This window comes from Ensifer sp. GW821-FHT05G01 (genome assembly GCF_059419585.1).
Genome location: NZ_JBWKSC010000006.1, coordinates 309,069 through 333,987, shown reverse-complemented (window position 1 = coordinate 333,987; position 24,919 = coordinate 309,069). Strand labels below are relative to the sequence as shown.

The 24,919-nt window shown below is 62.0% G+C and carries 28 protein-coding genes; 17 read left to right on the top strand and 11 right to left on the bottom strand.

Translation table 11 applies throughout. From position 1 onward, the window contains the following. Positions 1-237 precede the first annotated feature (237 nt). The gene (gene carA, locus AC07UR_RS17435) at positions 238-1,443 is read left to right on the top strand and encodes a glutamine-hydrolyzing carbamoyl-phosphate synthase small subunit (protein WP_173420772.1); all 1,206 of its coding nucleotides are present in this window, start codon (positions 238-240) and stop codon (positions 1,441-1,443) included. A 96-nt stretch (positions 1,444-1,539) separates the two neighbouring features. Here carA and AC07UR_RS17430 read toward each other — a convergent pair whose 3' ends face one another. Continuing rightward, the gene (locus tag AC07UR_RS17430) at positions 1,540-2,430 is read right to left on the bottom strand and encodes a LysR substrate-binding domain-containing protein (RefSeq protein WP_209790947.1); all 891 of its coding nucleotides are present in this window, start codon (positions 2,428-2,430) and stop codon (positions 1,540-1,542) included. 115 nt (positions 2,431-2,545) lie between these two features. On the opposite strand from AC07UR_RS17430, the gene AC07UR_RS17425 reads away from it, so the two are divergent. The 3 genes from AC07UR_RS17425 (at position 2,546) to AC07UR_RS17415 (ending at position 4,678) form a co-directional block, all read left to right on the top strand. Beyond that, positions 2,546-3,307: an SDR family oxidoreductase gene (locus AC07UR_RS17425; protein ID WP_209790948.1), complete on the top strand. Its 762-nt coding sequence runs from the start codon at positions 2,546-2,548 to the stop codon at positions 3,305-3,307. 23 nt (positions 3,308-3,330) lie between these two features. Beyond that, positions 3,331-4,218 (top strand): NAD(P)-dependent oxidoreductase, encoded by an 888-nt coding sequence (locus AC07UR_RS17420; RefSeq protein WP_327795859.1) that lies wholly within the window; start codon positions 3,331-3,333, stop codon positions 4,216-4,218. Between the two features lie 154 nt (positions 4,219-4,372). Further along, complete coding sequence (locus tag AC07UR_RS17415) at positions 4,373-4,678, top strand: helix-turn-helix domain-containing protein (protein ID WP_173420776.1); 306 nt, start codon at positions 4,373-4,375, stop codon at positions 4,676-4,678. Positions 4,679-4,817: 139 nt separating this feature from the next. Here AC07UR_RS17415 and AC07UR_RS17410 read toward each other — a convergent pair whose 3' ends face one another. Then, on the bottom strand, positions 4,818-6,020 hold the full coding sequence (locus AC07UR_RS17410; protein ID WP_173420777.1) for a pyridoxal phosphate-dependent aminotransferase: 1,203 nt from the start codon (positions 6,018-6,020) through the stop codon (positions 4,818-4,820). Positions 6,021-6,500: 480 nt separating this feature from the next. On the opposite strand from AC07UR_RS17410, the gene AC07UR_RS17405 reads away from it, so the two are divergent. From AC07UR_RS17405 to AC07UR_RS17395, 3 genes are all read left to right on the top strand, one after another. Next, positions 6,501-8,846, top strand: a complete 2,346-nt coding sequence (locus tag AC07UR_RS17405) for a marine proteobacterial sortase target protein (protein ID WP_209790949.1) — start codon at positions 6,501-6,503, stop codon at positions 8,844-8,846. Further along, positions 8,836-9,504, top strand: coding sequence for a class GN sortase (locus AC07UR_RS17400; RefSeq protein ID WP_209790950.1), 669 nt, complete (start codon positions 8,836-8,838; stop codon positions 9,502-9,504). Before AC07UR_RS17405 ends, AC07UR_RS17400 begins: the two co-directional genes overlap by 11 nt. Before the next feature lie 125 nt (positions 9,505-9,629). After that, entirely contained in the window at positions 9,630-10,772 is a 1,143-nt protein-coding gene (locus AC07UR_RS17395; protein ID WP_234941898.1) for a PQQ-dependent sugar dehydrogenase, read from the top strand. 11 nt (positions 10,773-10,783) lie between these two features. Here AC07UR_RS17395 and AC07UR_RS17390 read toward each other — a convergent pair whose 3' ends face one another. Further along, positions 10,784-11,212 carry a hypothetical protein gene (locus AC07UR_RS17390; protein WP_209790952.1) on the bottom strand — a complete coding sequence of 143 codons (429 nt, stop codon included), beginning with the start codon at positions 11,210-11,212 and terminating at the stop codon, positions 10,784-10,786. Positions 11,213-11,331: 119 nt separating this feature from the next. Between AC07UR_RS17390 and AC07UR_RS17385 the strand changes: the two genes are divergently transcribed. The 3 genes from AC07UR_RS17385 to AC07UR_RS17375 all read left to right on the top strand — a co-directional run bounded on the left by AC07UR_RS17385 (position 11,332) and on the right by AC07UR_RS17375 (position 13,729). Further along, the gene (locus AC07UR_RS17385) at positions 11,332-12,228 is read left to right on the top strand and encodes a DMT family transporter (protein ID WP_209790953.1); all 897 of its coding nucleotides are present in this window, start codon (positions 11,332-11,334) and stop codon (positions 12,226-12,228) included. A 704-nt stretch (positions 12,229-12,932) separates the two neighbouring features. Further along, positions 12,933-13,148 carry a cold-shock protein gene (locus AC07UR_RS17380; protein ID WP_077504822.1) on the top strand — a complete coding sequence of 72 codons (216 nt, stop codon included), beginning with the start codon at positions 12,933-12,935 and terminating at the stop codon, positions 13,146-13,148. 143 nt (positions 13,149-13,291) lie between these two features. Next, entirely contained in the window at positions 13,292-13,729 is a 438-nt protein-coding gene (locus tag AC07UR_RS17375) for a BA14K family protein (protein ID WP_209790954.1), read from the top strand. A 171-nt stretch (positions 13,730-13,900) separates the two neighbouring features. On the opposite strand, the gene AC07UR_RS17370 is transcribed toward AC07UR_RS17375, so the two are convergent. After that, positions 13,901-14,542, bottom strand: coding sequence for an MBL fold metallo-hydrolase (locus tag AC07UR_RS17370; protein WP_209791129.1), 642 nt, complete (start codon positions 14,540-14,542; stop codon positions 13,901-13,903). 69 nt (positions 14,543-14,611) lie between these two features. Beyond that, positions 14,612-14,776 (bottom strand): hypothetical protein, encoded by a 165-nt coding sequence (locus tag AC07UR_RS17365; RefSeq protein ID WP_209790955.1) that lies wholly within the window; start codon positions 14,774-14,776, stop codon positions 14,612-14,614. A gap of 243 nt (positions 14,777-15,019) precedes the next feature. On the opposite strand from AC07UR_RS17365, the gene AC07UR_RS17360 reads away from it, so the two are divergent. Both AC07UR_RS17360 and AC07UR_RS17355 read left to right on the top strand, forming a co-directional pair. Then, complete coding sequence (locus tag AC07UR_RS17360) at positions 15,020-15,640, top strand: DUF1236 domain-containing protein (RefSeq protein ID WP_173420785.1); 621 nt, start codon at positions 15,020-15,022, stop codon at positions 15,638-15,640. A gap of 335 nt (positions 15,641-15,975) precedes the next feature. After that, positions 15,976-16,242 carry a hypothetical protein gene (locus tag AC07UR_RS17355; RefSeq protein ID WP_173420786.1) on the top strand — a complete coding sequence of 89 codons (267 nt, stop codon included), beginning with the start codon at positions 15,976-15,978 and terminating at the stop codon, positions 16,240-16,242. A gap of 179 nt (positions 16,243-16,421) precedes the next feature. Here the strand turns inward: AC07UR_RS17355 and AC07UR_RS17350 are convergent, their stop codons facing one another. After that, the gene (locus AC07UR_RS17350; RefSeq protein ID WP_173420787.1) at positions 16,422-17,312 is read right to left on the bottom strand and encodes a branched-chain amino acid aminotransferase; all 891 of its coding nucleotides are present in this window, start codon (positions 17,310-17,312) and stop codon (positions 16,422-16,424) included. Positions 17,313-17,583: 271 nt separating this feature from the next. On the opposite strand from AC07UR_RS17350, the gene AC07UR_RS17345 reads away from it, so the two are divergent. The 4 genes from AC07UR_RS17345 to AC07UR_RS17330 all read left to right on the top strand — a co-directional run bounded on the left by AC07UR_RS17345 (position 17,584) and on the right by AC07UR_RS17330 (position 20,899). Beyond that, positions 17,584-18,066, top strand: coding sequence for a MarR family winged helix-turn-helix transcriptional regulator (locus AC07UR_RS17345; RefSeq protein WP_077504817.1), 483 nt, complete (start codon positions 17,584-17,586; stop codon positions 18,064-18,066). A 46-nt stretch (positions 18,067-18,112) separates the two neighbouring features. After that, entirely contained in the window at positions 18,113-18,814 is a 702-nt protein-coding gene (locus AC07UR_RS17340; RefSeq protein WP_065786378.1) for a response regulator, read from the top strand. A 139-nt stretch (positions 18,815-18,953) separates the two neighbouring features. Then, positions 18,954-20,336, top strand: coding sequence for an ATP-binding protein (locus tag AC07UR_RS17335; protein ID WP_173420788.1), 1,383 nt, complete (start codon positions 18,954-18,956; stop codon positions 20,334-20,336). 59 nt (positions 20,337-20,395) lie between these two features. Continuing rightward, on the top strand, positions 20,396-20,899 hold the full coding sequence (locus AC07UR_RS17330) for a tetratricopeptide repeat protein (RefSeq protein ID WP_209790956.1): 504 nt from the start codon (positions 20,396-20,398) through the stop codon (positions 20,897-20,899). Between the two features lie 24 nt (positions 20,900-20,923). Here AC07UR_RS17330 and AC07UR_RS17325 read toward each other — a convergent pair whose 3' ends face one another. From AC07UR_RS17325 to AC07UR_RS17305, 5 genes are all read right to left on the bottom strand, one after another. Next, complete coding sequence (locus AC07UR_RS17325; RefSeq protein WP_173420789.1) at positions 20,924-21,487, bottom strand: dual specificity protein phosphatase family protein; 564 nt, start codon at positions 21,485-21,487, stop codon at positions 20,924-20,926. 4 nt (positions 21,488-21,491) lie between these two features. Continuing rightward, positions 21,492-21,833: a tRNA-binding protein gene (locus AC07UR_RS17320; RefSeq protein ID WP_209790957.1), complete on the bottom strand. Its 342-nt coding sequence runs from the start codon at positions 21,831-21,833 to the stop codon at positions 21,492-21,494. 15 nt (positions 21,834-21,848) lie between these two features. Further along, positions 21,849-22,667 carry a pyrroline-5-carboxylate reductase gene (gene proC, locus AC07UR_RS17315; RefSeq protein WP_209790958.1) on the bottom strand — a complete coding sequence of 273 codons (819 nt, stop codon included), beginning with the start codon at positions 22,665-22,667 and terminating at the stop codon, positions 21,849-21,851. 1 nt (position 22,668) lies between these two features. Beyond that, positions 22,669-23,169 (bottom strand): type III secretion system chaperone family protein, encoded by a 501-nt coding sequence (locus AC07UR_RS17310; protein WP_025427918.1) that lies wholly within the window; start codon positions 23,167-23,169, stop codon positions 22,669-22,671. Positions 23,170-23,615: 446 nt separating this feature from the next. Continuing rightward, positions 23,616-23,876, bottom strand: a complete 261-nt coding sequence (locus tag AC07UR_RS17305; protein ID WP_173420792.1) for an accessory factor UbiK family protein — start codon at positions 23,874-23,876, stop codon at positions 23,616-23,618. Positions 23,877-24,067: 191 nt separating this feature from the next. Here AC07UR_RS17305 and lgt point away from each other — a divergent pair, with 191 nt between their 5' ends. Beyond that, positions 24,068-24,913, top strand: a complete 846-nt coding sequence (gene lgt / locus AC07UR_RS17300; RefSeq protein ID WP_173420793.1) for a prolipoprotein diacylglyceryl transferase — start codon at positions 24,068-24,070, stop codon at positions 24,911-24,913. The last annotated feature ends 6 nt before the right edge of the window (positions 24,914-24,919 follow it).

The following is a 24,919-nucleotide window of genomic DNA, read 5'->3' as shown; positions in this document are numbered from 1 at the left end:
CAGGTGCAATCAAACGGATTACACAACCGCTTGAATTATAAGGAATTTTATTTCCGGACAATTCACGGCGGCCGGTTGACCGGGCTTTGCGCTTTGGCTATTTTCCCGCACCTGCACGACATCGGCATGTGAGCACTTTTCGCGGGGATTCCGCGCGTCCATGCCTGAGCACATGAAATGGCGATCAGCCGCCGGGCTTTCAAGCCCCGCGCTCCACGCCACAACGGGATAGGAACGATGACCGCGACACCCGCATGGACCACTGAAAAACCCACCGCTCTGCTCGTTCTTGCCGATGGCACCGTCATCGAAGGCAAGGGCATCGGCGCAACCGGCAAGGTGCAGGCGGAAGTCTGCTTCAACACCGCACTGACCGGCTACCAGGAAATCCTGACGGACCCTTCCTATCTCAGCCAGATCGTCACCTTCACCTTTCCCCATATCGGCAACATTGGCGCCAATGACGAGGACATCGAAGACCTGACGCCGGCAGCACGCCACGGCGCGGTCGGCGTCATCTTCAAGGCCGACATCACCGAACCGTCGAATTACCGTTCCGTCAAACACCTCGATGCCTGGCTGAAGGCTCGCGGCATCATCGGCCTTTGCGGCATCGACACCCGGGCATTGACCGCCTGGATCCGCGAAAACGGCATGCCCAACGCCGTCATCGCCCACGACCCCTCCGGCGTCTTCGACATCGAGACGCTGAAGGCGGAAGCCAAGGCCTGGAGCGGTCTCGAAGGCCTCGACCTTGCCAAGGTCGCCACGTCAGGCCAGTCGTCGCAGTGGACCGAGAAGCCCTGGGTCTGGGACGAAGGCTATTCCACGCTCGGCGAGACCGAGGCCGCCTATCACGTCGTCGCACTCGACTACGGCGTCAAGCGCAACATCCTGCGCCTCTTCACCGGCCTCAATGCCCGCGTCACCGTGATGCCGGCAACGACGAGCGCCGAAGAAGTGCTGGCCCAGAAGCCGGACGGCATCTTCCTCTCGAACGGCCCGGGCGACCCGGCGGCAACCGGCAAGTATGCCGTGCCGGTCATCCAGGACCTGTTGAAGAGCGACATTCCGGTGTTCGGCATCTGCCTCGGCCACCAGATGCTGGCGCTGGCGCTCGGCGGCAAGACCGAGAAGATGCACCAGGGCCACCATGGCGCCAACCACCCGGTCAAGGATCACACGACGGGCAAGGTCGAGATCGTCTCGATGAACCACGGCTTCGCGGTCGATTCGAAGTCGCTGCCGGAAGGCGTTGAAGAGACTCATATTTCGCTGTTCGACGGCACCAATTGCGGCCTGCGCGTCGCCGGCAAGCCGGTGTTCTCGGTGCAGCACCACCCGGAAGCCTCGCCAGGCCCGCAGGACAGCCATTACCTCTTCCGCCGGTTCATGAACCTGGTACGCGAGAAGAAGGGCGAACCGGCACTCGCCGAGCGCTGAGCGACCGACCGAGACAAGCTTTGAAGGCCCGCCACGCGCGGGCCTTTTCGTTTCGAGCATCCGCCTTCGCTGCCGCCAATGCCTATCCATCGGGGCCTATCCGGCGGGCAAACGCGCGACAATGAAATCGACGACCGCGCGTACCGACGGCAACTGACCGCGCCGATGCGGCATCAACAGCGTCGTGGTGACGCTGCCCGCTTCCCAGTCCGCAAGCACGCGCACCAGCCTGCCCGCCTCGATTTCCGCCCGGCAGATCTTGCGCGGCAGCGCGGTGATGCCGAGACCTGACACGGCGGCCGACAGCAGCACATCGGATTCGTCGGCCACGAAGCGCGGCATGGGGCGAACCCGGACGACCACGCCTGCTTCGTTGCGCATCGTCCATCCCTCCGAGGTCAACGATGCCAGGAGGCCGTCGTGACGGGAAAGGTCGCTGGGGTCGCGCGGGTGTCCGCGATTTTCCAGATAGGCCGGTGACGCCACCAAGAGGATCGCATCCGTCGCCACCCGCCGCTGCACCATGCCGGAATCGGGTAACGGCGCGAAGTGATCGCGCACGGCGATGTCGAACCCCTCCTGCACGACATCGACGAAGCGGTCGGTCGCGTGCAGCATCACCCGCATCTTGGGGTATGCGAGCGCCAGCGGCGGCAGGAGGTCCGCCAGCATCATCTGCGCCGTCGGCACCGAAGCGGTGATCCTGACCGTGCCGCTCGGCTCGGCAAGCCGCCCCTTGACGACGGCTTCGGCGGCTTCCGCCTCGATCAGCATCGCCGCGGCATGGCGATAGAAATCCTCGCCGATCTCCGTCACGGTAAAGCGACGCGACGTGCGGTTGATCAGCCGGACGCCAAGCGTCTTTTCCAGTTCGGCCACGCGCTTGCTGAGCGTCGATTTCGGCACATTCAGCGCCCGTGCCGCCGGCGCGAACCCCTTGTGGTCGACCACATGGGCAAAGACGATGAAGTCGTTGAGATTGCGCATTGCAGGCTCCGCTGTCTACAAACGTGGACGATACATCCACATTCGCGGAGCTTCCGCAATATCGTCCACGAATCTATCTCTTTCTCATCGAAACCGAAAATCGAAGGAAGAAAAGATGGGTATCTATCAGAACAAGAAAGCAGTCGTCATCGGCGGCACGCACGGCATGGGCCTGGCGACGGTCGAGCGCCTCGTCGACGGCGGCGCCGAGGTGCTTTTGACCGGCAACAACGAGGCCAACCTCGCCCGGATCCAGGAGCGCTTCGGCTCACGCGTCCATGCGGTCAAATCCGATATCTCCGATCTTGGCGCAATCGCCGTGCTCGGGGCGACTGTCGGGCAGAAGCTGGGCTCGATCGACCTTTTGCACGTCAACGCCGGTACATCACTGCTCGAGCCCTTCGATCAGGTAACGGAGGCCTCCTATGATCGCCAGTTCACCATCAACACCAAGGGCGCCTTCTTTACCGTCCAGCGGCTGACGCCGCTGATCCGCGACGGCGGCTCGATCGTCTTCACCTCGTCTGTCGCCGATGTCGGCGGCCATCCGGGCATGGCGGTCTACAGCGGCAGCAAGGCGGCGCTGATCTCGTTTGCCTCGGTCTTTGCCGCCGAACTGCTGCCGCGCGGCATAAGGGTGAATTCGGTCAGCCCCGGCTTCATCGATACGCCCACCAAGGGCGTGTCTGGCATCACCGACGCCGAGCGCGCCGAGTTCAAGGCATTGGGCGATGCGATCACGCCGATGGGCCGCAACGGCACAGCCGATGAAGTGGCTCGCGCGGTGCTGTTCCTTGCCTTCGACGCAACGTTCACCACCGGAGCAAGACTGACCGTCGATGGCGGCCTCGGCCAGCAACTCTCATCTGCGGCCTGAAACGCGCGGAAACGGAAAACAAGATGTTGAAGACCATCTCCATCATCGGCCTCGGCGCGATGGGCACGGCGCTTGCCAATGCCCTCATCGACGCCGGCAACCGGACGACCGTCTGGAACCGCACGGCAGCGCGAGCTGACGCTCTCGTTGCCCGCGGCGCCCACCGGGCCGAAACGGTCGGTGAGGCCATCGCAGCAAGCGATCTGATCGTCCTTTGCCTCACGGACTACGTCGCCGTCGAAGCCACGCTTGCCGAGGTCGCCCCCATGCTTGCCGGCAAGACCGTCATCAACCTCACCAATGGTCGTCCGGACGAAGTCCGGGCGGTCGCCACCCGACTAGGCGGACACGGCGCGCGCTATCTCGATGGCGGCATCATGGCGACGCCACCGATGATCGGGACGCCGGACGCCTTCATCCTCTATAGCGGCAGCAGCGATGCCTTCGAGACGGCACAGGAACAACTGGCTGCCTTCGGCCAGAGCCACTATCTCGGCGAAGACCCCATCCTCGCCGCGGTCAGCGACCTCGCTCTGCTGTCGGCGATGTACGGCCTCTTCGGCGGCTATCTGCACGCAACAGCGCTTGCCGGTAGCGTCGGCTTTACGGCAAGGCAGTTCCTGCCGCTGGTAGAGCCCTGGCTCGCCGCGATGATGACGGCGCTGCCCGACTATGCCGAGCGGATCGACAGCGGCGATCATGCCCGCGACGTCATGTCGAACCTCGCGATGCAATCGGCGGCAATCAGCAACATTGTCGCGACGAGCCGCAGCCAGGGTATCGATCCGGCATTCATGGAGCCGATCGAAAGGCTGGCGCAAAAGCGTCTTGCAGGCGGCTTCGGCAGCGACGAGATCTCCGGCATCATCAAGGCGATGAGAGGAAAAGAGGACGCTGGCCTCAGCCGGTAGCAAGGCACGGGCAAAAGTCCGCTTGGCCGATCACCGACAGACCGGCTCGGACAAACGGCGCAGCAAGGGCCCGCGGTCGAAACGCCGCGGCGCCCTTGCTTGCAGTTGACCCGCTGCAGCCCTTCGCGCATCCTCCCTGCAACTGGAGGTGACGATGATTACAGGTTCACAGTGCCGCGCCGCACGGGCGCTCATCGAGATTTCGCGCGAAATGCTGGCGAGCTTTTCAGGCGTCAACGAAGATACGATCCTGAAGTTCGAGCGCAAGCTGGAGACGCCCGCCGACACGGTGGTCCAGTCGCTAACCCATGCGCTCGAAAATGCTGGCGCCATGTTCCTGCCGGAAGGTGAGCGTGGCATTGGCGTCTGCCTGAAGTTTACCCGCTCCGAGGCCCGCCGCCTTTCCATCCTCGAAAGCGAAGGCGGTGTCGTTGGCGACGACGAAGTGCCGGGCGCGTAAAGCAAGTGCCGATTCAAAACTGATTTCAACGCCTTAACCGGTCGACCTGAATCAGTTTGCCCGTGTCTTGAATCCTTTTACTAACAAAAAAGCCCGCCGTCGCCGGCGGGCTTTTTCTATGTATTGCAGTGCCTCAAACTTACTTGCAGGCTGCGCAGAAACGCTGGATGCGGCGGCAGGCTTCCTCGAGCTGCGTTTCCGACGTCGCGTAGGAAATACGGAAGTTCGGGCCGAGGCCAAAAGCCGAGCCGTGCACGACGGCAACGCCTTCGGATTCGAGCAGCTCGGAGACGAAGTCTTCGTCTGTCTCGATCACCTTGCCCGAAGGCGCGGTCTTGCCGATCAGGCCGGCGCAGGACGGATAGACGTAGAAGGCGCCTTCCGGCGTCGGGCACGCGATGCCCTTGGCCTGGTTCAGCATCGACACCACGAGATCGCGACGACCTTCGAAGATCCTCTTGTTCTCGGGAATGAAGTCCTGCGTGCCGTTGAGCGCCTCGACGGCGGCCCACTGCGCGATAGAGGTCGCACCCGAAGTCTGCTGGCCCTGGATCATGTCCATAGCCTTGATCAGCTGAAGCGGGCCGGCGGCGTAGCCGATGCGCCAGCCGGTCATGGCATAGGCCTTGGAAACGCCGTTCATCGTCAGCGTGCGGTCATAGAGGCCGGGCTCGACTTCGACCGGGGTCGCGAACTTGAAGTCGCCATAGGTCAGGTGCTCGTACATGTCGTCGGTGAGGATCCAGACATGCGGGTGCTTCATCAACACGTCGGTCAGCGCCTTCAGTTCGGCATGGCTGTAGGCAGCGCCCGACGGGTTCGACGGCGAATTGAAGATGAACCACTTGGTCTTCGGCGTGATCGCCTTGTCGAGATCAGCCGGCTGGAGCTTGAAGTTGTTTTCCTGCGTTGTCGCAACGGTCACCGGCGTGCCGCCGCACAGCGCCACCATCTCCGGGTAGGAAACCCAGTAAGGTGCCGGGATGACGACTTCATCGCCAGCGTTGAGCGTCGCCATGAAGGCGTTGAAAAGAATCTGCTTTCCGCCTGTGCCGACGATCGTCTGGGCAGCGGTGTAGTCGAGGTTGTTCTCGCGCTTGAACTTCTTGGCGATCGCCTCGCGCAGTTCCGGAATGCCCGAAACCGGCGTGTACTTCGTCTCGCCGCGGTTGATCGCGTCGATCGCCGCCTTCTTGATGTTGTCAGGCGTATCGAAATCCGGCTCCCCTGCCCCAAGGCCGATCACGTCGCGTCCCTTCGCTTTCAGCTCGCGGGCTTTCTGCGAAACGGCAATGGTGGCGGAAGGCTTTACACGGGAAAGAGCATCGGCAAGGAAGGCCATGATGAAAGGTCCTGATCGTTTCGAGACGCGGTGAGCGCTACGGAACGAAAAAGCCAGGCTCCATAGCGGTTAGGTCTATGTCGAAAGACGCCCGGTCTTGCAAGCGCCAGGGCCTGAAAAACCGCGCGAATGCGGGCAAAATGCGTCACCATGACAAAGTTTCATGAGTGCGATCAGCAAAGGCGATTGCCGCCCGATGCTTGACTGGCGTCCGTCGGCAACCACAACGGGATGCATATCCTGCGGCACCCGTGATCACGCCTCGTCTCTTGCGGGCGCTCCAGCTCGCACGGATGGCATTGATCCGGAACGGCCCGCGATCCTGATTTATTCAAAAAAATCAGCGGAATTCCGCAATTTTCACAATGCCATAATTTGGCCACGACAACTGTCGCGGTCCGCCGCAATTCCGTCCCGCAACAGCCGGTTTCCGGGCCTTTCCTCGCATGATCCGAACGCATGGCATCACGGGGGTATGCAATGTTTCTCGACGACGAAATCGCTGAATCACGAACACGACAAAACGAAGCACGCTGGGGCATGTATCTGGCGCTGGCAGCGCTTGCCGCCTGCATCGTGATGTTCCTCGGCCTGATGACCCAGGCCTCCGCCCAGACGGCTAATCCGCAGCCGCAGCAGATGGCCGGCTATGTCAGGCCTAACGACATGGGCACCGGCGCACTGCTCTTCCCATCGAAGGAGCCGGGCTATTTCGTCGAGGCGCCGCGCCTGGCGACCGACGTTCAGATCGACGTCAACGGCCCGATCATGCGCACCCGCGTGACGCAGCGGTTCGAAAACCCGAGCAAGGGCTGGGTCGAAGGCACCTATGTTTTCCCGCTTCCCGATGATTCCGCTGTCGACACCTTGAAGATGCAGATCGGCGACCGTTTCATCGAAGGCCAGATCAAGCCGCGCCAGGCCGCCAAGGAAATTTACGAACAGGCCAAGGCAGAGGGCAAGAAGGCAGCGCTACTCGAACAGCAGCGCCCGAACCTCTTCACCAATCAGGTCGCCAATATCGGCCCGGGCGAGACCGTGGTGGTGCAGATCGAGTACCAGAGCGGCGTGCACCAGTCGAACGACGCCTTCAGCTTCCGTTTCCCGATGGTGGTGGCGCCGCGCTACAACCCGCAGCCGATCGTCCAGACCGTCGATCTCGACAGCCGCTCGGGCTATGCCGTCAGCGATCCGGTTCCCGATCGCCAGAAGATCGAGCCGCCGGTGCTCGACCCGCGCGAAAACGCCAAGATCAACCCGGTGACGCTGACGGTCAACCTCAAGGCCGGCTTCCCGATCGCCGAGGTGACCTCGGCCTTTCATGAGATCGATACAGCCACGATCGACCAGTTGAGCCGCCGGATCACGCTGAAGGCGGGAAGTGTTCCGGCCGACCGGGATTTCGAACTGAGCTGGAAGGCGGTCGAAGGCAAGAGCCCCTATGCCGGCCTCTTCCGCGAGACCGTCGGTGGCAAGACCTATCTGCTGTCCTTCGTCACCCCTCCGGTCACAGCGACCGAGGCCGACAAGCCGGTCAAGCGCGAAGTGGTCTTCGTCATCGACAATTCCGGCTCGATGGCCGGCCCGTCGATGGAACAGGCAAAGGAAAGCCTGGCACTGGCGATCTCACGGCTGAAACCGGAGGACCGTTTCAACGTCATCCGCTTCGACGACACGATGACCGTGCATTTCCCTGATCTGGTCGAAGCGACGCCAGACAAGCGTGAGAATGCCATCGCCTTCGTGCGCGGCCTGACCGCCGATGGCGGCACCGAAATGCTGCCGGCGCTGGAAGCGGCCCTGCGCACGCAGGGACCGGTCGCACCGGGGGCACTTCGCCAGGTGGTGTTCCTCACCGACGGCGCCATCGGCAACGAAGGCCAGCTGTTCCAGGAAATCCAGAGCAACCGCGGCGACGCCCGCGTCTTCACGGTCGGCATCGGTTCGGCACCCAACAGCCACTTCATGACCAAGGCCGCCGAGTACGGTCGCGGCACCTTCACGCTGATCGGTTCGGAGAGCCAGGTGGCAGCCCGCATGGGCGAGCTTTTCACCAAGCTCGAAAGCCCCGTCATGACCGACATCTCCGCGACCTTCGAAGGTGCGGCCACAGGCGATATCACGCCCAACCCGATGCCCGATCTCTATCGCGGCGAACCGGTCGTGCTGACGGCCGAACTTGCAGGGACTGCACCGGAAGGCACGATCCGCATCGTCGGCAAGGCCGGCGACCAGCCCTTCCGCGTCGAGATGGACATCGCCAAGGCCGCAACCGGCGAAGGCATCGCCAAGCTCTGGGCCCGCCGCAAGATTGACGATCTCGAGGCAAGTGCGTCATCGATCGCCGACCCCGCATCGCTCGACAGGCAGATCGAAACGGTGGCCCTTGCCCACCATCTGGTCTCGCGCGTCACCAGCCTCGTCGCCGTCGATGCCACGCCGTCGCGGCCCTCTGGTGAAAACCTGACCGCAACCGATGTGCCGCTCAACCTTCCGGCCGGCTGGGACTTCGGCAAGGTTTTTGGTGAGAAACCTGATCCAAACGGCGCAGTCGACGAACGTGAGGCTTCGGCCGAAAGTCAGACGAAGCTGGCGATGGTGACCTCCGACCGCATGCTGGCGGCGCCGACCGCGCGCGCGGCCGGCCTGATTGCCGAGGCCAACAACCAGGTGAACCTGCCGCAGACGGCGACCGAGGCAGACAAGCAGATCCTCATCGGCCTAATGCTGCTCGCCTTTGCGCTTGTTGCCGGCAGCACCTTCGTCTTCTGGCGCGGCCAGATCGCCGCCCTCGTCATCGCAGGGGTTCGACGCCATGGCCGCTGACGACGACCTGCCCGGGCCACGCCCGGGCTTCCTCGCCCGTCTCTCGGCGATCGAGACCATCGTCGTCGCGATCATTGCCCTGATCGCCCTTGCCGGCCTGATGCTGGTCGGCAAGGGGTTTTACATGAAGGCCAAGGCCGAAGTTTCCCAGGTGCTGTTGAAGAAGAGTTTCGAGGCGCAGTTGCACGGCGAGGCCGACGGCAAGCCCTGGCCCTGGGCCGATTTCGAAACCACCGCCGAAATCACGGCGCCGCGCATCAACCGTTCGGCGATCGTGCTGAAGGGAGCAAGCGGCCAGGCGCTTGCCTTCGGGCCTGCCTGGCTTGCCAACACTCCCCTTCCCGGCGACGAAGGCACCTCCGTTATCGCCGCCCACCGAGACACACATTTCCGCTGGCTGAAGGACGTATCCCCAGGCGATCTCCTGGTGCTGACCCGCAAGGACGGGCGGCGCTTTCTGTTTCGTGCCGGCGAGGGCCGGGTCGCGCGTTGGGACCAAAGCGGCATCAATTCTGCCGCCAGCGGCCACAAACTGGCGCTTGCCACCTGCTTCCCCTTCGATGCGATCGAGCCCGGACCGATGCGCTACATCGTGACCGCCGAACTGGTGGGCGAGCAGCATCCGGTGCCGCTGACCACAGGCTCGATCTCGAAATAAAGCCTTTTTGATCCGTTGTGACTTGAACGGACAGGACGAACGCTCCAGCTTGCCATGCAACGGCATGGCAAGATCGGAGATATCGAATGCGGCAAGCGCAGGCATCAAGGCTGAAAACGGCCCCGATGAGACGGACGGTTCTGCCACTGCTGGCTGGCCTGGCTTTCTTTGCCCCTCCATTTGCCGCCGGCGCGCAGGAAACACGCGAATTCCCCTCTCAGCACGGTGACGTGCTGGTCGAGACGCTGGCCGCCGGGCTCGAACACCCCTGGTCGGTCGAAGTCCTGCCGGATGGCGGCTACATCGTCAGCGAGCGTGCCGGCCGGCTGCGCATCATCCGCGACGGCAAGGCCTCGGCGCCGGTGGCGGGCGTGCCTGAAGTGGCAGAACAGGGTCAGGGCGGCCTGCTCGACATTGCGCTCGCCCCCGACTTTGCCACCAGCCGCACGCTCTACCTGACGCTTGCGGCCACTGGCGACGGCGGCTTTGGCACGGCGCTGGTAAGGGCGACATTGGCGGCTGATGACAAGAGCCTGACCGATGTCAAGGAACTCTTCCGAATGAACAGGCTGACCCGCAAGGGCCAGCATTTCGGCTCGCGCATCGCGTTCGCGCCTGATGGCAGCCTGTTCTTCGGCATCGGTGACCGCGGCGATCGAGACCGCGCCCAGGATCTGCACGATCATGCCGGTGCCATCCTGCACATCAACCCGGATGGCAGCATTCCCGCCGCCAACCCCTATCGCGGCGGCACCGAGGGCCTGCCGGAAATCTGGTCGAAGGGGCATCGCAATCCCCAAGGGATCGCCACCGATCCGGAGGACGGCACGCTTCTGACCGTCGAACACGGCGCGCGCGGCGGCGACGAGATCAACAACCCGCAGCCCGGGCACAACTACGGCTGGCCAGTGATCACCTACGGCAAGGACTATTCCGGTGCCGAGATCGGCGAAGGCACGGCAAAGGACGGCTTCGACCAGCCGCTCTACTATTGGGACCCCTCGATTGCGCCGGGCGCGCTTGCGGTCTACCGCGGCAAGATGTTTCCGGAGTGGGACGGCAGCCTGCTGGTCGCGGCGTTGAAGTATCAGCTGCTCGCCCGGCTGGAACGGGACGACACCGGCGCAGTCATCGCCGAAGAGCGGCTGTTCGACGGCGAGTTCGGCCGCATCCGCGATGTCATCGTGGCGCCTGATGGCGCACTGCTGATGGTCACCGACGAAGAGGATGGCGCGCTGCTCAGGGTCTCCAAGGCGCCGACGCAGTAAGTGCCTCGACCTCACAGGCCGGCGCGAACATTTTTGCGGAACATGAACTTCAGGCCGGACCAGACCGCGTCGACGGCACAGACCTTGGTATCGACAAGCCCTAGCGGCAGGAAGATCTCGCGCAAGACGTCCTCCGTCAGCGTCGTCGGTACCTTCGACGCACGCTTCGGCCACGAGATCCACATCATGCCGTCAGGCTTCAGACTTGCGGAAAGACGCATCGCCGAGGCCTCCAAATCTGCCCTTTCCACGGCGAAGACGTGGATGTAGTCGTACCTGCGTAAGGCCGGGCCGTCGATGGCGGTGTCGCAGATGGCGAACCCGGGAAAGCCGGCGATGTCGTTGAGGTTATCGGGAACGCAAAGCAACAACGCCGACTGGCCGTCCCTCAAGCCCAGCTTGCGGACAAGCGGTGTTCCGGAATAGCCGCTGTCGCCCATTTCCCCCTCCCCGTCATCGCGGGCGCTTCCGGCATCTCGCGCAGCCCAGTCAGCAACGATGAGCCTTGCCCGGAAAAATCGCAACTGATAGACGGCGGTGCATCTGAGGAGATGCAATCATGACCCGCGTTCAGGCCAATCTGTTCCTGCTGTTTTCCGGTGCCATCTGGGGTGCCGGTTTCGTCGCCCAATCGACGGCGATGCAGGCGATCGGCCCGCTCTGGTTCATCACATTGCGTTTTGCGATCGCAACGCTGGTCGCGCTGCCGCTTGCCATCGTCGAAACCCGGCGGGCACCGCAGCCTTTGACCGGCACGACAGTGCGCAATTTCGCGTTTGTCGGACTTGCGCTTTTCGCCGGCGCAGTCACCCAGCAATATGGGCTGCTGACCACCAGCGTCACCAATTCCGGTTTTCTGACCGGCCTTTATGTCGTTTTCGTTCCGGTGCTGACGGTGATCTTCCTCCGCCGCAAGCCGCACTGGATCATCTGGCCCGGCGCACTGATGGCGCTGTTCGGCATCTTCCTGCTGAGCGGCGGGGCGCTGTCGAGCCTGACCGGCGGTGACTATCTGACCATTGTGTGCGCGCTCTTCTGGGCACTGCAGATGATGCTGGTCGGCATTTTCGCAGCCGGCAGCGGCCGACCGATGATGCTATCCCTGACGCAGTTCGCCGTCGTGGCCGTGCTGTCCTGTGCCGTCGCTTTGGCAAGTGAACCCTTGAGCATGGAGGCGATCAAGGGCGCGCTGCCGGAAATCCTCTATGCCGGTATCTTCTCCAGCGGTGTCGCCTTCATCTGCCAGGTCGTCGGCCAGCGCTATACGACGGCACCGCAGGCAGCGATCTTCCTGTCGAGCGAGGCGCTGTTTGCAGCCTTGTTCGGCGTGCTTTTGCTTGGGGAGATCATCACGCCCATCGGCTATGTCGGCTGCGCCATCATTTTTGCGGCAATGCTGGTGGTGGAAATCGTGCCGGAGCTGACAAGGAACCGGCGCGCGCAGGCTCCCGCCTAAGGCGAGACACGCCCTGGTCGGGAGATAGGCAGAACTATAACCGTTGAATTTGACGGGTACTGAACTGCTGCGTTACTTGTTGCTGCCCCCACCTGGAAAGCTGTTGCTTGACTTTGAAGCGCTTCCGCGCGCCGTAGAATTTTTCCATTATTACTTGCATGTTTTCTGCAGAGAAGACTGAAGACTCGAGTCGGGGCAGCGCGACAGCAAGAAGCTTCAAACATATCAGTCAGTTGCGAATTTATGCTGCGCACAGCGCGCCGATGGCGGCCACGTCTCTTGCGGCAAAATTGGGCGCAAACCACTCAACTTCTCGATACATTCGTTCAAAAAGCTGTGATTTCAACAGCTTGCGATGCATCCTAGATATCACCTGAAAAAACCGCAACTGACCGATTTTTGAGCAATGGCAAGACGCAATACCACTTCTAAAAAGTTTTGCTTGCCAATTCAAAATAAACCCATCAATCTTACTCTGTTCGGGCAATCTACGAGCACGGGAAGATCTTGAAATAAAAGCGGGCCGGAGACGCAAAAACTCCGGGTGGCCAGACTGGGGGGACGCTTTTTGCAACCTTTCCGATGGCTGGCTGCGGTAACAGGAACCTTTCCTCAAACATCGAGAACTGCCTGCCCAACGCCCAACCGGGCAAACTGCAATGCTACCCGTCCGTCAAACGGGTGGAGAGAAAAGGACCTGACGCATGGCCGAAACTGGCACTGTAAAATTCTTCAACACCGACAAGGGCTTTGGTTTCATCAAGCCTGACAACGGTGGTGCGGATATCTTCGTACACATCTCTGCTGTCCAGGCTTCCGGCCTGAACGGCCTGTCGGAAAATCAGAAGGTAAGCTTCGACACCGAACCGGATCGCCGCGGCAAAGGCCCGAAGGCGGTCAACCTGCAGGTCTCCGGCTAACACCGGATACTGCTGAAAGATTCAAGTTGAAGCCCGGCAGCGATGCCGGGTTTTTTTGTTCAGGTTCCGTTCAGTTTGGCGCGGTTAACCTTCTTTCATCATGAAGGCCGGAACCACTCCGGTCCATGCACAGGATTGAAGCCATGAACAAGTTCATCAAAGCGACGGTTCTCTCGGTCATCGCCGCCGCCTCGGTTCTCCCGACCCTCAGCACGGCTGAGGCTGGTGATTGGAACCGCCACCGGCACCATGACAACGGTGACGCCGTTGCACTCGGCGCACTTGGCCTGGCGACCGGCGTGATCATCGGCGGCGCGATCGCCTCGCAGCCACGCTACAGCGAACGCGTCTACGTCGACCCGGAACCCGATTACTATGAACCGCGCCCGGTCTACCGTTCGCGCCCCGTCTATCGCCCGCGTCCCGTGGTCGTCGACAACTACGGCGGCGGTTACGGCTCGCTCGAGCCCTGGACCCCGTCCTGGTACCGTTACTGCTCGCAGCGTTACCGCTCGTTCAACCCTGACAACGGCACCTTCCGTGGCTACGACGGCCGCAGCTACTTCTGCAACGCTGGCTGATCGAACAGCCCGCTAAGCGGACAAATAAAAAAGCGCATGCCTTTCCCGGGCATGCGCTTTTTTCATTGCTGCCGGTCGATATCCTCAAAACAGGATCGCCGCCTTACTGCATAATTTACAGTGTTACAGCGTCCTTAGCGCGCCATATTTGGCGCGCGGCGCTGTAAGGGGTCAGAGACCACGCAGATAGGGATTGGTACGCCGCTCCTCGCCGATCTGGCCGCCGGGACCGTGCCCGCAGATGAAGCCGACGTGATCGCCAAGCGGCAGGATCTTGTCGCGGATCGAATCAAGCAGTTGCTGGTGATTGCCGCCGGGAAGATCGGTGCGGCCGATCGAACCGTGGAACAGCACGTCGCCGACATGAGCGAAGCCCTGCACCCGATTGAAATAGACCACATGGCCAGGCGCATGGCCGGGGCAATGCAGCACCTCGAACACATGGTTGCCGAAAGAGACGGTATCGCCGTCCTCCAGCCACTGGTCGGGCACCACGTTTTCGACCTTCATCGCCAGACCGAATTTCTCGGCCTGCTCTTCCAGCCGCGACAGGAGCGGCAGATCGTCCTTGTGCGGACCGATGATCGAAAGCCCGAGCGCTTCCTTCAGCTCCTTGGCGCCGCCGGCATGGTCGATATGGCCGTGTGTCAGCCAGATCGCCTTGAGCGCGATGCCGTTCTCCTTGATCGTCTGCAGGATCACGTCGACGTCGCCGCCAGGATCGACGATCACGCCTTCCTTGGTTTCTGCGTCGAAAAGAACCGTGCAGTTCTGTTGGAAATGGGTAACCGGGATGATGCCCGCCTGTAGCATGCCGTCAGCGCCTCGCTCAGATGTCGTTGCCACACCTATAGCGCCAAACGACAGAAGGCACAGTGCCCTTTAACGTAGGCTGGCAATTTCCGCTGAAGGGGATTGGGGTGTGGGCAGTTGGACGGTGGTGAGCAGCAAGGCTGCAACGAACACCTCGGCGGCAACGACGATCGCCACCACCGGGCGCAATCCGTTGACGGCGGGGTTTACCGGATTAACAGCTGAATTCGACATCGAACCTCCCTCTCCTGCCTCCGCTCATGGTCTTTTCGCGGGGCATATCGCTGATCGTTTCCCTCGGGCACCCGCCCGACATGGACAGGAGAACACCTCGATCGCGAAACGGTTCCCTGCATCGAGCGCCAGGTCGACCGTTACAGCTTGAGTATGTCGCACCTTCACATTTCGTGACGTTCCCCAGGGAACATCCCCACGATGGCCGCGTTTGCCCCTCAGCCATAACGAAGGAGCATGATGATGAAGAACCTTACCCGCCCCCTGTTGCGAACTGCCGCGGCTGCGGGTTTCGTACTCGTAGCCGGCTCGGCCGCCTTCGCGGCCATGACCGCCACCACCGTCACCGACCTCAACGTCCGCGCTGGCCCCGGCCCGCAATATCCGACCGTTGGCTTGGCCACACGTGGCAGCACGGCCGTGCTTGACGGCTGCATCGAAGGCAGCAAGTGGTGCCGTATCGACGTCAACGGCCTTCGCGGCTGGGTTTATGCCCAGTATCTGACAACCGATCTCGGCGGATCGGCCGTCGTCGTTCAGGATCGGCGCTCCGATCTTGCCGTGCCCGTGGTGACCTATGAGGTGCAGGCAGGCGACCCGCCGATGCCCGCGCCCGGGGATGAGTTGCTTGGCCCTGTCGAAGACGTCGAGCCGATCGTGCCGCCGGACACCGTGCGCACCTATATCACCACCAATCCGGGCGATACCGTCTATCTCGACGGAGAAGTCGTGGTGGGCGCCGAGCTTCCGCAAGCTGTCGAAGTGCGCCGCGTGCCCGACTACACCTACGATTATGCCAGCATCAACGGCCAGCCGGTTCTGGTCGAGCCGGCGACGCGCCGTATCGTTTACGTCTATCGATAAGCAAGACGCGCCCTGGGTGGGCAATCACAATCAACTCCAGCGGCCCGCGCCGCTGGAGTTTTCGTTTGCACCGCAGCGAATCACCCGGATCTATAGCTGCGGTTGCCCGCGCCTCTACTCAAACCCTGTAGTAATTCTGTCGCTTTTCGCGTGGAAGAACGCGAAATGCACCATTTTCCGCGTGAAATCGCAACATTTTGGCGAGCAAAGCCTCCCCTGAAGACACCCGTGACTTCCCTAAATTGACAAGACTCAAGATTCGGCTTCAACCTGTCCTTGCCGGATCATCGGCATATGGCGGCTCGTCTTCGACGGGCCTCGATACGGAGGGATCAATGGAAGCATTAATGCCAATCATTACCCAATTGATCGCGGGGGCGGCCGGCGGAAACGCGGCCAGCGCAGTGTTGAAGCAAGGGGCATTCAGTGTCGTCGCACGCACGATCGTCGGCGCCATCGGCGGCCTCGGTGGGGGATTCCTGATCCAGATGCTCGGCGGCGAAGCGGCCGCGACCGGTCTTGCGATGCAGGCGCTTGGCAGCCTCGTCGGCGGCGGCGTGCTCAGCGGCATTGTCGGTCAGTTCCTCGGCAAACAAGCCTGACGCCTTCCGAACGATATCCGTAGCAAGACAAAAGGCGGCCAAGGGCCGCCTTTTCTGCACTTAACGCGCGTCGCGATCGTTCAGATTCGCTTGGCGCGCTTTAAGTTCTTGTTTTTGCGCATGTCGTTATCGCAAAACCGCGGCACACTTTTGCGCGACATGCATTAGGTTATGACCGGTTATTCAGCCGCTGCTGCAACCGGATAGACTTCCTTCATGTAGTCGTTCATCAGCGTTTCGCAGATGGTGGCCGGCGTGAAGCGATAGGGGCCGATCTCGGAAACCGGCGTGACCTCGGCGGCAGAACCGGTGAGGAAGCACTCGCTGAAATCAGACAATTCTTCCGGCATGATCGCCCGCTCAACCACCTGGTAGCCGCGGCGCTTGGCAAGCTCGATCACCGTGCGGCGGGTGATGCCGTCGAGGAAGCAGTCCGGCACCGGCGTATGGATGACACCGTCCTTGACGAAGAAGATGTTGGCGCCGGTCGCCTCGGCCACCTGGCCGCGGTAATCGAGCATCATCGCATCGGCATAGCCCTTGGCTTCTGCGGCGTGCTTGGAGATGGTACAGATCATGTAGAGGCCGGCAGCCTTCGATTTCGACGGCGCCGTCTTAGGGTCCGGGCGGCGCCATTCGGCGATATCGAGGCGAATGCCCTTGAGCTTCTCAGTCGGGTTGAAATAGCTGCCCCACTGCCAGATGGCGATGGCCACGTTGATGCGGTTGTTCTGGGCGGAAACGCCCATCATCTCGCTGCCGCGCCAGGCGATCGGCCGGACATAGGCTTCGGAAAAGCCCTGGCGCTTCAGAAGTTCGACGCTTGCAGCATCCAGTTCCTCGACGGAATAGGGGATCTTGAAGCCCAGGATGTCGGCGGAGTTGTGAAGGCGCTGGTTGTGTTCCGTCAGCTTGAAGATCCGGCCGCCATAGGCGCGCTCGCCCTCGAACACCGCACTTGCATAGTGCAGCCCGTGGGTCAGCACATGAATCTTGGCATCCTTCCACGCGACGAACTCGCCATTGAACCAGATTTCGCCGTCCAACTGATCAAAAGGAACCGCTGCCATGATGTCGTCCTCCGGCGCTGGTGCGCCATTCTTGCTGTTGATTATCGTCCCGCTTTCAGTTTATCGGCAAACTGATTGTGGGAAAATTCAATTTCGAGATTTTGGATTTGCGATCAGTGCGGCGCGGCATATCCTCCTGAGGTGTTACCGCCGCCAAATGTCTCGCTTACCGAGCATGGACGCTACCAACGCCGTAAAAATATGTCAATAAGACTGACATATTTTTACGATTGTTTCGTAAGTTGCAACTTGGCTGAAAGGAAATGACCGCGTGGCCGGCCAATCCAAAGAAAACACCCGATATGTGGGCGACACGGTCGCGCACGACGATGATACGATCGACTTCGAAATCATCGAGCTGCTTTTCTTCGCCTATCGCGACTTCACCTCCGACCCGGATGCGATCCTGGAAAAAGGCGGCTTTGGCCGCGCGCATCACCGCGTCCTGCACTTCGTCGACCGGGAACCCGGCATGACGGTCGCTAACCTGCTCGACACGCTGAAGATCACCAAGCAGAGCCTGGCCCGCGTGCTCAAGCAGTTGATCGATTCCGGCTACATCCGTCAGGTCACAGGGCCGGAGGATCGGCGGCAGCGCATGCTCTATACCACCGAGGAAGGCCAGGCGCTGGCCCGTGCGCTTGCCGAGCCACAGTCCCGCCGCATAGCCCATGCATTGGCAAAGACGGGTCCCGGCGCCCGCGAAACCGTCAAACGCTTCCTTGCCTGCATGAAGAACGGCGCCGGGGACTGAAATGTCGAAAGCCCGCGATCGGCGGGCGACGGGGGGAATGCTAGGCATGACAACAAAAGCGACAGTCTCCGACGATGCGGCCCATCTTCTGGTCGTCGATGACGACCGGCGTATTCGCGATCTGCTCAACCGCTATCTGGTCGAACAGGGTTTTCGCGTGACGACCGCTGCCGACGCGGATGAAGCGCGGCGCAAGCTGGTCGGTCTCGATTTCGACCTTTTGATCGTCGACGTGATGATGCCCGGCGAAAGCGGGATTTCACTGACGCAGAGCCTGCGCCAGATCAAGACCGTGCCGATCCTGATGCTGACGGCACTGGCGGAATCGAATTCTCGCATCGAGGGCCTTGAGGCAGGCGCGGACGATTATCTGTCAAAACCCTTCGAGCCGCGCGAACTGGTTCTGCGCATCAGCAATATCCTCAGGCGCAACCAGCCGGCGCAGGCACCCAAGGTCGACCAGGTGATCTTCGGCCCCTACACCTTTTCCGTGGTGCGCAAGGAGCTTCGGCGCGGCGCCGATCATATCCGCCTGACCGACCGTGAGCAGGAGATCATGACGCTGTTTTCCCAGCGCGCCGGCGAGACGATCCCGCGCCATGAACTGATCGGCGACGACGCCGAGGTCGGCGAGCGCACCATCGACGTCCAGATCAATCGCCTGCGGCGCAAGATCGAGGACGATCCGTCCAATCCCGTTTGGCTGCAGACGGTCCGCGGGATCGGCTATAGGTTGAGCGTGGACTAAAGCATGGCGCGCAAAAGTGCGCAGCGGTTTTGCGATAACGGCATGCGCGGAAAAAAGAAATCAAGGCGCATGGAGCGACCGCCAGCGGTCGCGGTGCGCTTTAGGGTGGTGATCTCCTAGATGAGCGTAGCGGAAACCGATGGCAAGCTTTGACAGCATCCGGCGCGAGACGGCAGGCCCGGCCGACAACCCGTGGAAGCGCTTCACCCGTTGGCTGCGCCGGCGGCTGCCGATGGGCCTTTATGCCCGCTCGCTGCTCATCGTCATCATCCCGATGGTTCTCCTTCAGTCGGTCGTCGCCTTCGTCTTCATGGAGCGGCACTGGCAACTGGTCACGCAGCGCCTGTCGGCCGCCGTCACCGGTGATGTCGCCGCGATCGTCGATCTCATCGCCACCTTCCCTGCCGATCGCGATATCTCGGAAATCGTCCGCATCGCCCGCGATCAGCTCGATCTCAGCATCTCAGTCGAACCGGGCGGCGAACTGCCGCCGCCGCGTCCCAAACCCTTTTTCGAGATCCTCGATCAGATCCTGAGCGAGGAGATTTCCAACCAGATCCGCCGCCCCTTCTGGATCGACACGGTCGGCAATTCCAATCTCGTCGAGATCCGCATCAAGCTCGACGACGGTCGCATGCTGCGCGTCTATGCCCGCCGCAACCAGGCCTATGCTTCCAACACCCATATCTTCATCGTCTGGATGGTCGCCGCTTCTCTGGTGCTTCTGTCGATCGCCATCCTCTTCCTGCGTGGGCAGATCCGGCCGATCCTGGCGCTGACCAAAGCCGCGGAAGCCTTCGGCAAGGGCCAGAAGATCGACGATTTCGCCCCGCGCGGCGCCGTCGAAATCCGCCGCGCCGGCCTCGCCTTCATCCAGATGCGCGAGCGTATCGAACGCCAGATCGAGCAGCGCACCGCCATGCTCACCGGCGTCAGCCACGATCTGCGCACCATCCTCACCCGCTTCCGGCTGCAGCTGGCGCTTGCCGGCAACAACCCGGATCTCGACAGCCTCAACCAGGATGTCGACGATATGCAGAACATGCTCGAAGGCTATCTGGCGTTTGCGCGCGGAGAGGCGGAGGAAGACGTCGGGCAGTTGAAGCTCAGTGACCTGATGACGCGCCTTGCCGTCGAAGCGGAGCTGCACGGCAAGACGCTGACGACATCCATCGAGGGCGAGGACGAGGTCCGCGTCCGGCCGAACGCCTTCACGCGCCTTGTCGCCAATCTCGCCTCCAACGCCTATCGCTACGCCAACCGCGTCAACATCGACGCGCGCCACAGCGCCAAATGGGTGACGATCACCGTCGACGACGACGGCCCCGGCATTCCCGAACGCTCGCGGGAGGACGTGTTCAAGCCGTTCTTCCGCCTGGACGAGGCCCGCAATCTCGACAGTTCCGGAACCGGCCTGGGTCTCGCGATCGCCCGCGACATCGCCCGCAGCCACGGCGGCAATGTCACGCTCGGCGACAGCCCGCTTGGCGGTCTGAGAGCAATTGTGCGCGTGCCGGCGTGACCATCCCTGTTTCGGCAACAGCTTCGTTTACACATGCCAAGCCTGAGGAGACGCCGGACGTGCCGGACACGTTAGACTGGGACGATTGGGAACAGCGGCTGGCCCTGCATTGGGCCGATTTCGGCCGCATCGATGCAGGAATGTTCGTCGAGCGGCTCGACGCGCTGGCGGCGGAGTTGCCCCACGGCGACCCTGTCGGCCTCTTCGAGCGCGCCTCGGCTCAGGATTCCCTTGGACACGAGGCGAATGCCGCCCCCCTCTACCGCCAGGCGCTTGCCGGCGGTCTCACGGGTATTCGCCGCCGCCGCGCGACCATTCAGCTTGCAAGCACACTTCGCAATCTCGGGCAGATCGACGAGAGCATAACCTTGTTGGAAGCTGAGCGCACGATGCCGTCGGACGATCTCGATGATGCCGTCGCCGCCTTTCTGGCGCTCTCGCTCGTCGATGCAGGGCGGGCGCGCGAAGCAGCAGGCTTGGCGCTCGGCCGGTTGGCGCGTCACCTGCCCCGCTACAATGGCTCGCTCAGGCGCTACGCCGACGCGTTGCTGCCGGACGCATGAGCGACACAGAGCGAACTCGGCTCGCTAGCGCGTATAGATGGAAACCAGGCCACGCCGCTCGTTGAAGCGATGCCACGCATCGATGCGACGCGGGTGCCGTGCGCGCATGGCATCGAGCGGAGCAAGCAGCCGGCCTTCGCGACCGAGCGATGCATCGAGGATTTCGATGATCCTGCGGTTCGGCCAAGGCTTTCTGGTAATCGTCAGCAGCGCCCGGAAAGCCTCGTCCTCGCGGCCGGCACCGAGTTGGTGCGCGATCAGGCCGTAGGCAAAGGCGGTCGAGCGGCTGACGCCGGCGTGGCAATGCACCAGAATGCGGCTCGACGCATCGTCGGCGGCCGGCCGCATTGCTTCGAACACTTCAAGGACCAGATCCGGGAAGTGCTGTGTCGCGACGACGTTTTCCTGGTCGCGCATGCGTACAACGCGGTGGCTTGCGTCAGCGATGACAGGCACGTCTGTCTCGGGCAATTCCGGATCGAGCAGCGAGAGGACATGGCTGGCGCGCCAGTCGCGCGCCGCGTCGGATGCACGCCAAAGGCAGGAGACCTTCACGCGCTCGGGTATCAGATCAACATGGATTGTCATCGGGTCACATCAGCTTTCGGCCGTTGGGGATCGGCTTGTCGATGGCAGCCAGCACGATCGCGCCGGCCTCGTCTTCAAAGCCCAGCGTCAGAACCTCGGAACGGACAGGGCCGATCTGGCGGGGTGGGAAATTGACCACCGCCATGATCTGCCGGCCGATGAGATCCTCGGGCTGGTAGTGCACGGTGATCTGCGCTGATGACTTTTTTATGCCGATCTCGGGGCCGAAATCGATCTTCAGCTTGTAGGCCGGCTTGCGCGCCTCGGGGAAAGCCTCGGCTTCGATGATGGTACCGACTCGAATATCGACGCGTTCGAAATCTGGAAAAGTAATCGTTTCCGACATGACAATGCTCTGGAATTATCCGGCCAGTTCCTCGGCGCGCTGACGCGCAGCGGCGATGGCCTTATCGAAAAGCGGCTGCATGCCGTCATCGGCCATCAACACCGCGAGGGCTGCGGCGGTTGTGCCACCGGGCGATGTTACGTTCTGGCGCAGCTTCGAAGCGTCGTCGGGGGACTGATGAAGCAGTTCACCAGCCCCCGCGACGGTTTCCCGCGCGAGCCGCATGGCGAGGTCCGCCTGGAGACCGGCCTTGCGCCCGGCCTCCGCCATGCACTCGACGAGGTAGAAGACATAGGCCGGGCCACTGCCGGAAACGGCGGTGACGGCATCGATATCGGCTTCGGCCTCGACCCACTCGACCGGGCCGCTGACCTTGAGGAGATCGTGCACCTGGCTGCGTTGTGCCGCGCTTACGCGGGCATTGGCAAAGGCGCCGGTGACACCGCGGCCGATCATGGCCGGCGTGTTGGGCATGGCACGCACCGTGGCGGCGGCACCCAGATGGCTTTCGATGAAGGCAAGCGTCTTGCCGGCCGCGACCGAGACGATGACCGTGCTCGCACCAACCAGCGTCTTCAGCGGCGGCAGCACCGCTTCCATGACCTGCGGCTTGACGGCAATGAAGATCACCGCGGCCTCGATGCCTTCAGGGGCAGAGGTCGCGTGGCGGACGCCATTGTCGGCGATCAGCTGTGCCATCGCCGGCGGCGGGCCGGGATCGATCACCAGAATGTCGGCGCCCTTGACGCCGCTCTTCAACCAGCCGCTGAGCATGGCGCCGCCCATGTTGCCGGCGCCGATGAGAACGATGGGACCGGAAGCGACGGCAGTCATGTCAGGCCTCCCCGACCGTTTCGAACAACACCGCGTCGACGGCGCGCTGCGCATCCATGCCAGACCAGACGACGAACTGGAATGCCTGGAAATAGGATTCGCAGGCATCGAGCGCGCTCGAGAGCAGAACCTCGACCTGCTGGTTGGTGGGCTCGGCGCCACCGGCGAGCAGCAGCGACTGGCGGAAGATCACGACTTCTTCCTGACGCCACAGATCGAAATGCCCCATGAGCACCTGACCGTTGATGTGCGACAGCAGACGGATGACTTCGTTGACGCGGCTGTCGGGAACCTTGATGTCGAAGGCGCAGGCAAGATGCAGCGCCTCGAACTCTTCCATCCACGAGAAGGACACGTGGTAATCCGCCCACTTGCCTTCGACGGTCATGGCGATCTCGTCCTCGCCCGACCGTTCGAATGACCAGTCATTGGTGGCGGCCACAAACTCGATCATATCGACCGGGTTGGACTGACGCTCGATTTCCATTTCCAAAAGGCTCATGCATCACCCTAGTAGGCGCGACACAGGCGCGCGTTATCACGTTCACAAGACGCAACTCTGCAAACCTGGCACTGAATAAGAACACACTATGATTGCTGAACTCACATCCATCCTGGCTGACTTACCCTGCCTGGAGCTTGTGTGGTCCGTTTCGAATCATCATTTAAAATCAGTGTATAATGGCGGAGTCAGGCTGCCAGCCCCCCGACCCAAAAATAGCCGGGTACAACCGGTTGCGCGTTGTCATTTCCATTCAGCCCTGATGCTTAAGCGACTCTGGCATAAGGGTTTTTTGCCAGTGTCCACAGGTGGAAAACTTTTCAGGTTTTATTAACCTCCCTGTGCGGCGTTTCACACCGCCAAGCATATCGACAGCAAAACGCCCGCAGAATCGATCCGCGGGCGAAGTAAAAACGTTGAAAAGCCGTTATTTGGCAGGAATCGCGTTACTTGCCGCTTTCGGCGAAACGCGCTTCCAAAGCCTCGATACGCGCCAGCAGCGCGTCGTTTTCCTCGCGCGCCTTGATCGCCATTTCCTTCACCGCCTCGAATTCCTCGCGCTTGACGACATCGAGCGAATTCATCGCGCGTTCGGCCTGGGCGCGAAAGGCGGTCTCGACTTCGCGGCGCACACCCTGGGCTGCCCCTGCGGCATCGGTCATCAGCTTGGCAAAATCATCCATGATGCGGTTGGCGCCTGTGCTCATCGTCCTGATCTCCATGTTCAGCCGCCGCTTCGCATTGCGATGCGGTCCTGGTTTTCAGGTAGGGTCAGGCGCGGACGGATGCAAGAAAAATCACCAAACTGTGCCCGGCCACCAGTGGTAACCGGCCTTGACCCCGCCGGATTCGATCGCCATGTTCCGGCAAAACAACCGGTCCGGAACGAGAAGACATTTTGGAAACCATCGCGACCCGCCTCGCCATTCTCCCCTTCCCTGAAATCGACCCCGTGATCTTCCAGATCGGCCCGCTTGCCGTCCATTGGTACGGTCTTGCCTATGTCGCCGGTATCCTGATCGGCTGGTACTACGCCCGGCGCCTGGTTCAGAACACGCCACTCTGGCGCAATGGCGAACCGGCAGCGACGCTGGCGCAGCTCGACGACTTCCTGCTCTGGGCGGCCGGCGGCATCGTGCTTGGCGGCCGCATCGGCTACATTCTTTTCTACGATCTCGGCTCCGTCCTCGAAAACCCGATCCGGGCGCTGGAGATCTGGAACGGCGGCATGTCGTTCCACGGCGGCTTTATCGGCACGACGCTGGCGATGATCATCTTTGCGCGCCGCAATGGCATTGCCATCTGGAGCATGTTCGACATCGTCGCGGCCGTGGTGCCGATCGGCCTGTTCTTCGGCCGCATCGCCAACTTCATCAACGGCGAACTCTGGGGCCGGCTGTCGTCGGCGCCCTGGGCCATGGTGTTTCCGACCGGTGGCCCGTTTGCCCGCCACCCGAGCCAGCTTTATGAGGCGGCCCTCGAAGGCTTGGTGCTGCTCGCCGTCATCGCCTGGTTCATCTATCGCCGGCATGCGCTGAAATCGCCTGGCCTTGTCACCGGCATCTTCGTGCTCGGTTATGCGGCGAGCCGCATTTTCGTCGAATTCTTCCGTGAACCGGACGCGCAGATCGGCTATCTTGCCGGCGGTTGGCTGACCATGGGCATGCTTTTATCGCTGCCGATGGCGCTTGCCGGCATCTGGGCGATTGCCCGGGCACGCCGGGCGGCCGTCGCCGCCGCATAACGGGAC

Coding starts and splice junctions, on each gene's coding strand:
- carA (WP_173420772.1), top strand. CDS start 238: ATGACCGCGACACCCGCATGGACCACTGAAAAACCCACCGCTCTGCTC.
- AC07UR_RS17430 (WP_209790947.1), bottom strand. CDS start 2,430: ATGCGCAATCTCAACGACTTCATCGTCTTTGCCCATGTGGTCGACCAC.
- AC07UR_RS17425 (WP_209790948.1), top strand. CDS start 2,546: ATGGGTATCTATCAGAACAAGAAAGCAGTCGTCATCGGCGGCACGCAC.
- AC07UR_RS17420 (WP_327795859.1), top strand. CDS start 3,331: ATGTTGAAGACCATCTCCATCATCGGCCTCGGCGCGATGGGCACGGCG.
- AC07UR_RS17415 (WP_173420776.1), top strand. CDS start 4,373: ATGATTACAGGTTCACAGTGCCGCGCCGCACGGGCGCTCATCGAGATT.
- AC07UR_RS17410 (WP_173420777.1), bottom strand. CDS start 6,020: ATGGCCTTCCTTGCCGATGCTCTTTCCCGTGTAAAGCCTTCCGCCACC.
- AC07UR_RS17405 (WP_209790949.1), top strand. CDS start 6,501: ATGTTTCTCGACGACGAAATCGCTGAATCACGAACACGACAAAACGAA.
- AC07UR_RS17400 (WP_209790950.1), top strand. CDS start 8,836: ATGGCCGCTGACGACGACCTGCCCGGGCCACGCCCGGGCTTCCTCGCC.
- AC07UR_RS17395 (WP_234941898.1), top strand. CDS start 9,630: ATGAGACGGACGGTTCTGCCACTGCTGGCTGGCCTGGCTTTCTTTGCC.
- AC07UR_RS17390 (WP_209790952.1), bottom strand. CDS start 11,212: ATGGGCGACAGCGGCTATTCCGGAACACCGCTTGTCCGCAAGCTGGGC.
- AC07UR_RS17385 (WP_209790953.1), top strand. CDS start 11,332: ATGACCCGCGTTCAGGCCAATCTGTTCCTGCTGTTTTCCGGTGCCATC.
- AC07UR_RS17380 (WP_077504822.1), top strand. CDS start 12,933: ATGGCCGAAACTGGCACTGTAAAATTCTTCAACACCGACAAGGGCTTT.
- AC07UR_RS17375 (WP_209790954.1), top strand. CDS start 13,292: ATGAACAAGTTCATCAAAGCGACGGTTCTCTCGGTCATCGCCGCCGCC.
- AC07UR_RS17370 (WP_209791129.1), bottom strand. CDS start 14,542: ATGCTACAGGCGGGCATCATCCCGGTTACCCATTTCCAACAGAACTGC.
- AC07UR_RS17365 (WP_209790955.1), bottom strand. CDS start 14,776: ATGTCGAATTCAGCTGTTAATCCGGTAAACCCCGCCGTCAACGGATTG.
- AC07UR_RS17360 (WP_173420785.1), top strand. CDS start 15,020: ATGAAGAACCTTACCCGCCCCCTGTTGCGAACTGCCGCGGCTGCGGGT.
- AC07UR_RS17355 (WP_173420786.1), top strand. CDS start 15,976: ATGGAAGCATTAATGCCAATCATTACCCAATTGATCGCGGGGGCGGCC.
- AC07UR_RS17350 (WP_173420787.1), bottom strand. CDS start 17,312: ATGGCAGCGGTTCCTTTTGATCAGTTGGACGGCGAAATCTGGTTCAAT.
- AC07UR_RS17340 (WP_065786378.1), top strand. CDS start 18,113: ATGACAACAAAAGCGACAGTCTCCGACGATGCGGCCCATCTTCTGGTC.
- AC07UR_RS17335 (WP_173420788.1), top strand. CDS start 18,954: ATGGCAAGCTTTGACAGCATCCGGCGCGAGACGGCAGGCCCGGCCGAC.
- AC07UR_RS17325 (WP_173420789.1), bottom strand. CDS start 21,487: ATGACAATCCATGTTGATCTGATACCCGAGCGCGTGAAGGTCTCCTGC.
- AC07UR_RS17320 (WP_209790957.1), bottom strand. CDS start 21,833: ATGTCGGAAACGATTACTTTTCCAGATTTCGAACGCGTCGATATTCGA.
- proC (WP_209790958.1), bottom strand. CDS start 22,667: ATGACTGCCGTCGCTTCCGGTCCCATCGTTCTCATCGGCGCCGGCAAC.
- AC07UR_RS17310 (WP_025427918.1), bottom strand. CDS start 23,169: ATGAGCCTTTTGGAAATGGAAATCGAGCGTCAGTCCAACCCGGTCGAT.
- AC07UR_RS17305 (WP_173420792.1), bottom strand. CDS start 23,876: ATGAGCACAGGCGCCAACCGCATCATGGATGATTTTGCCAAGCTGATG.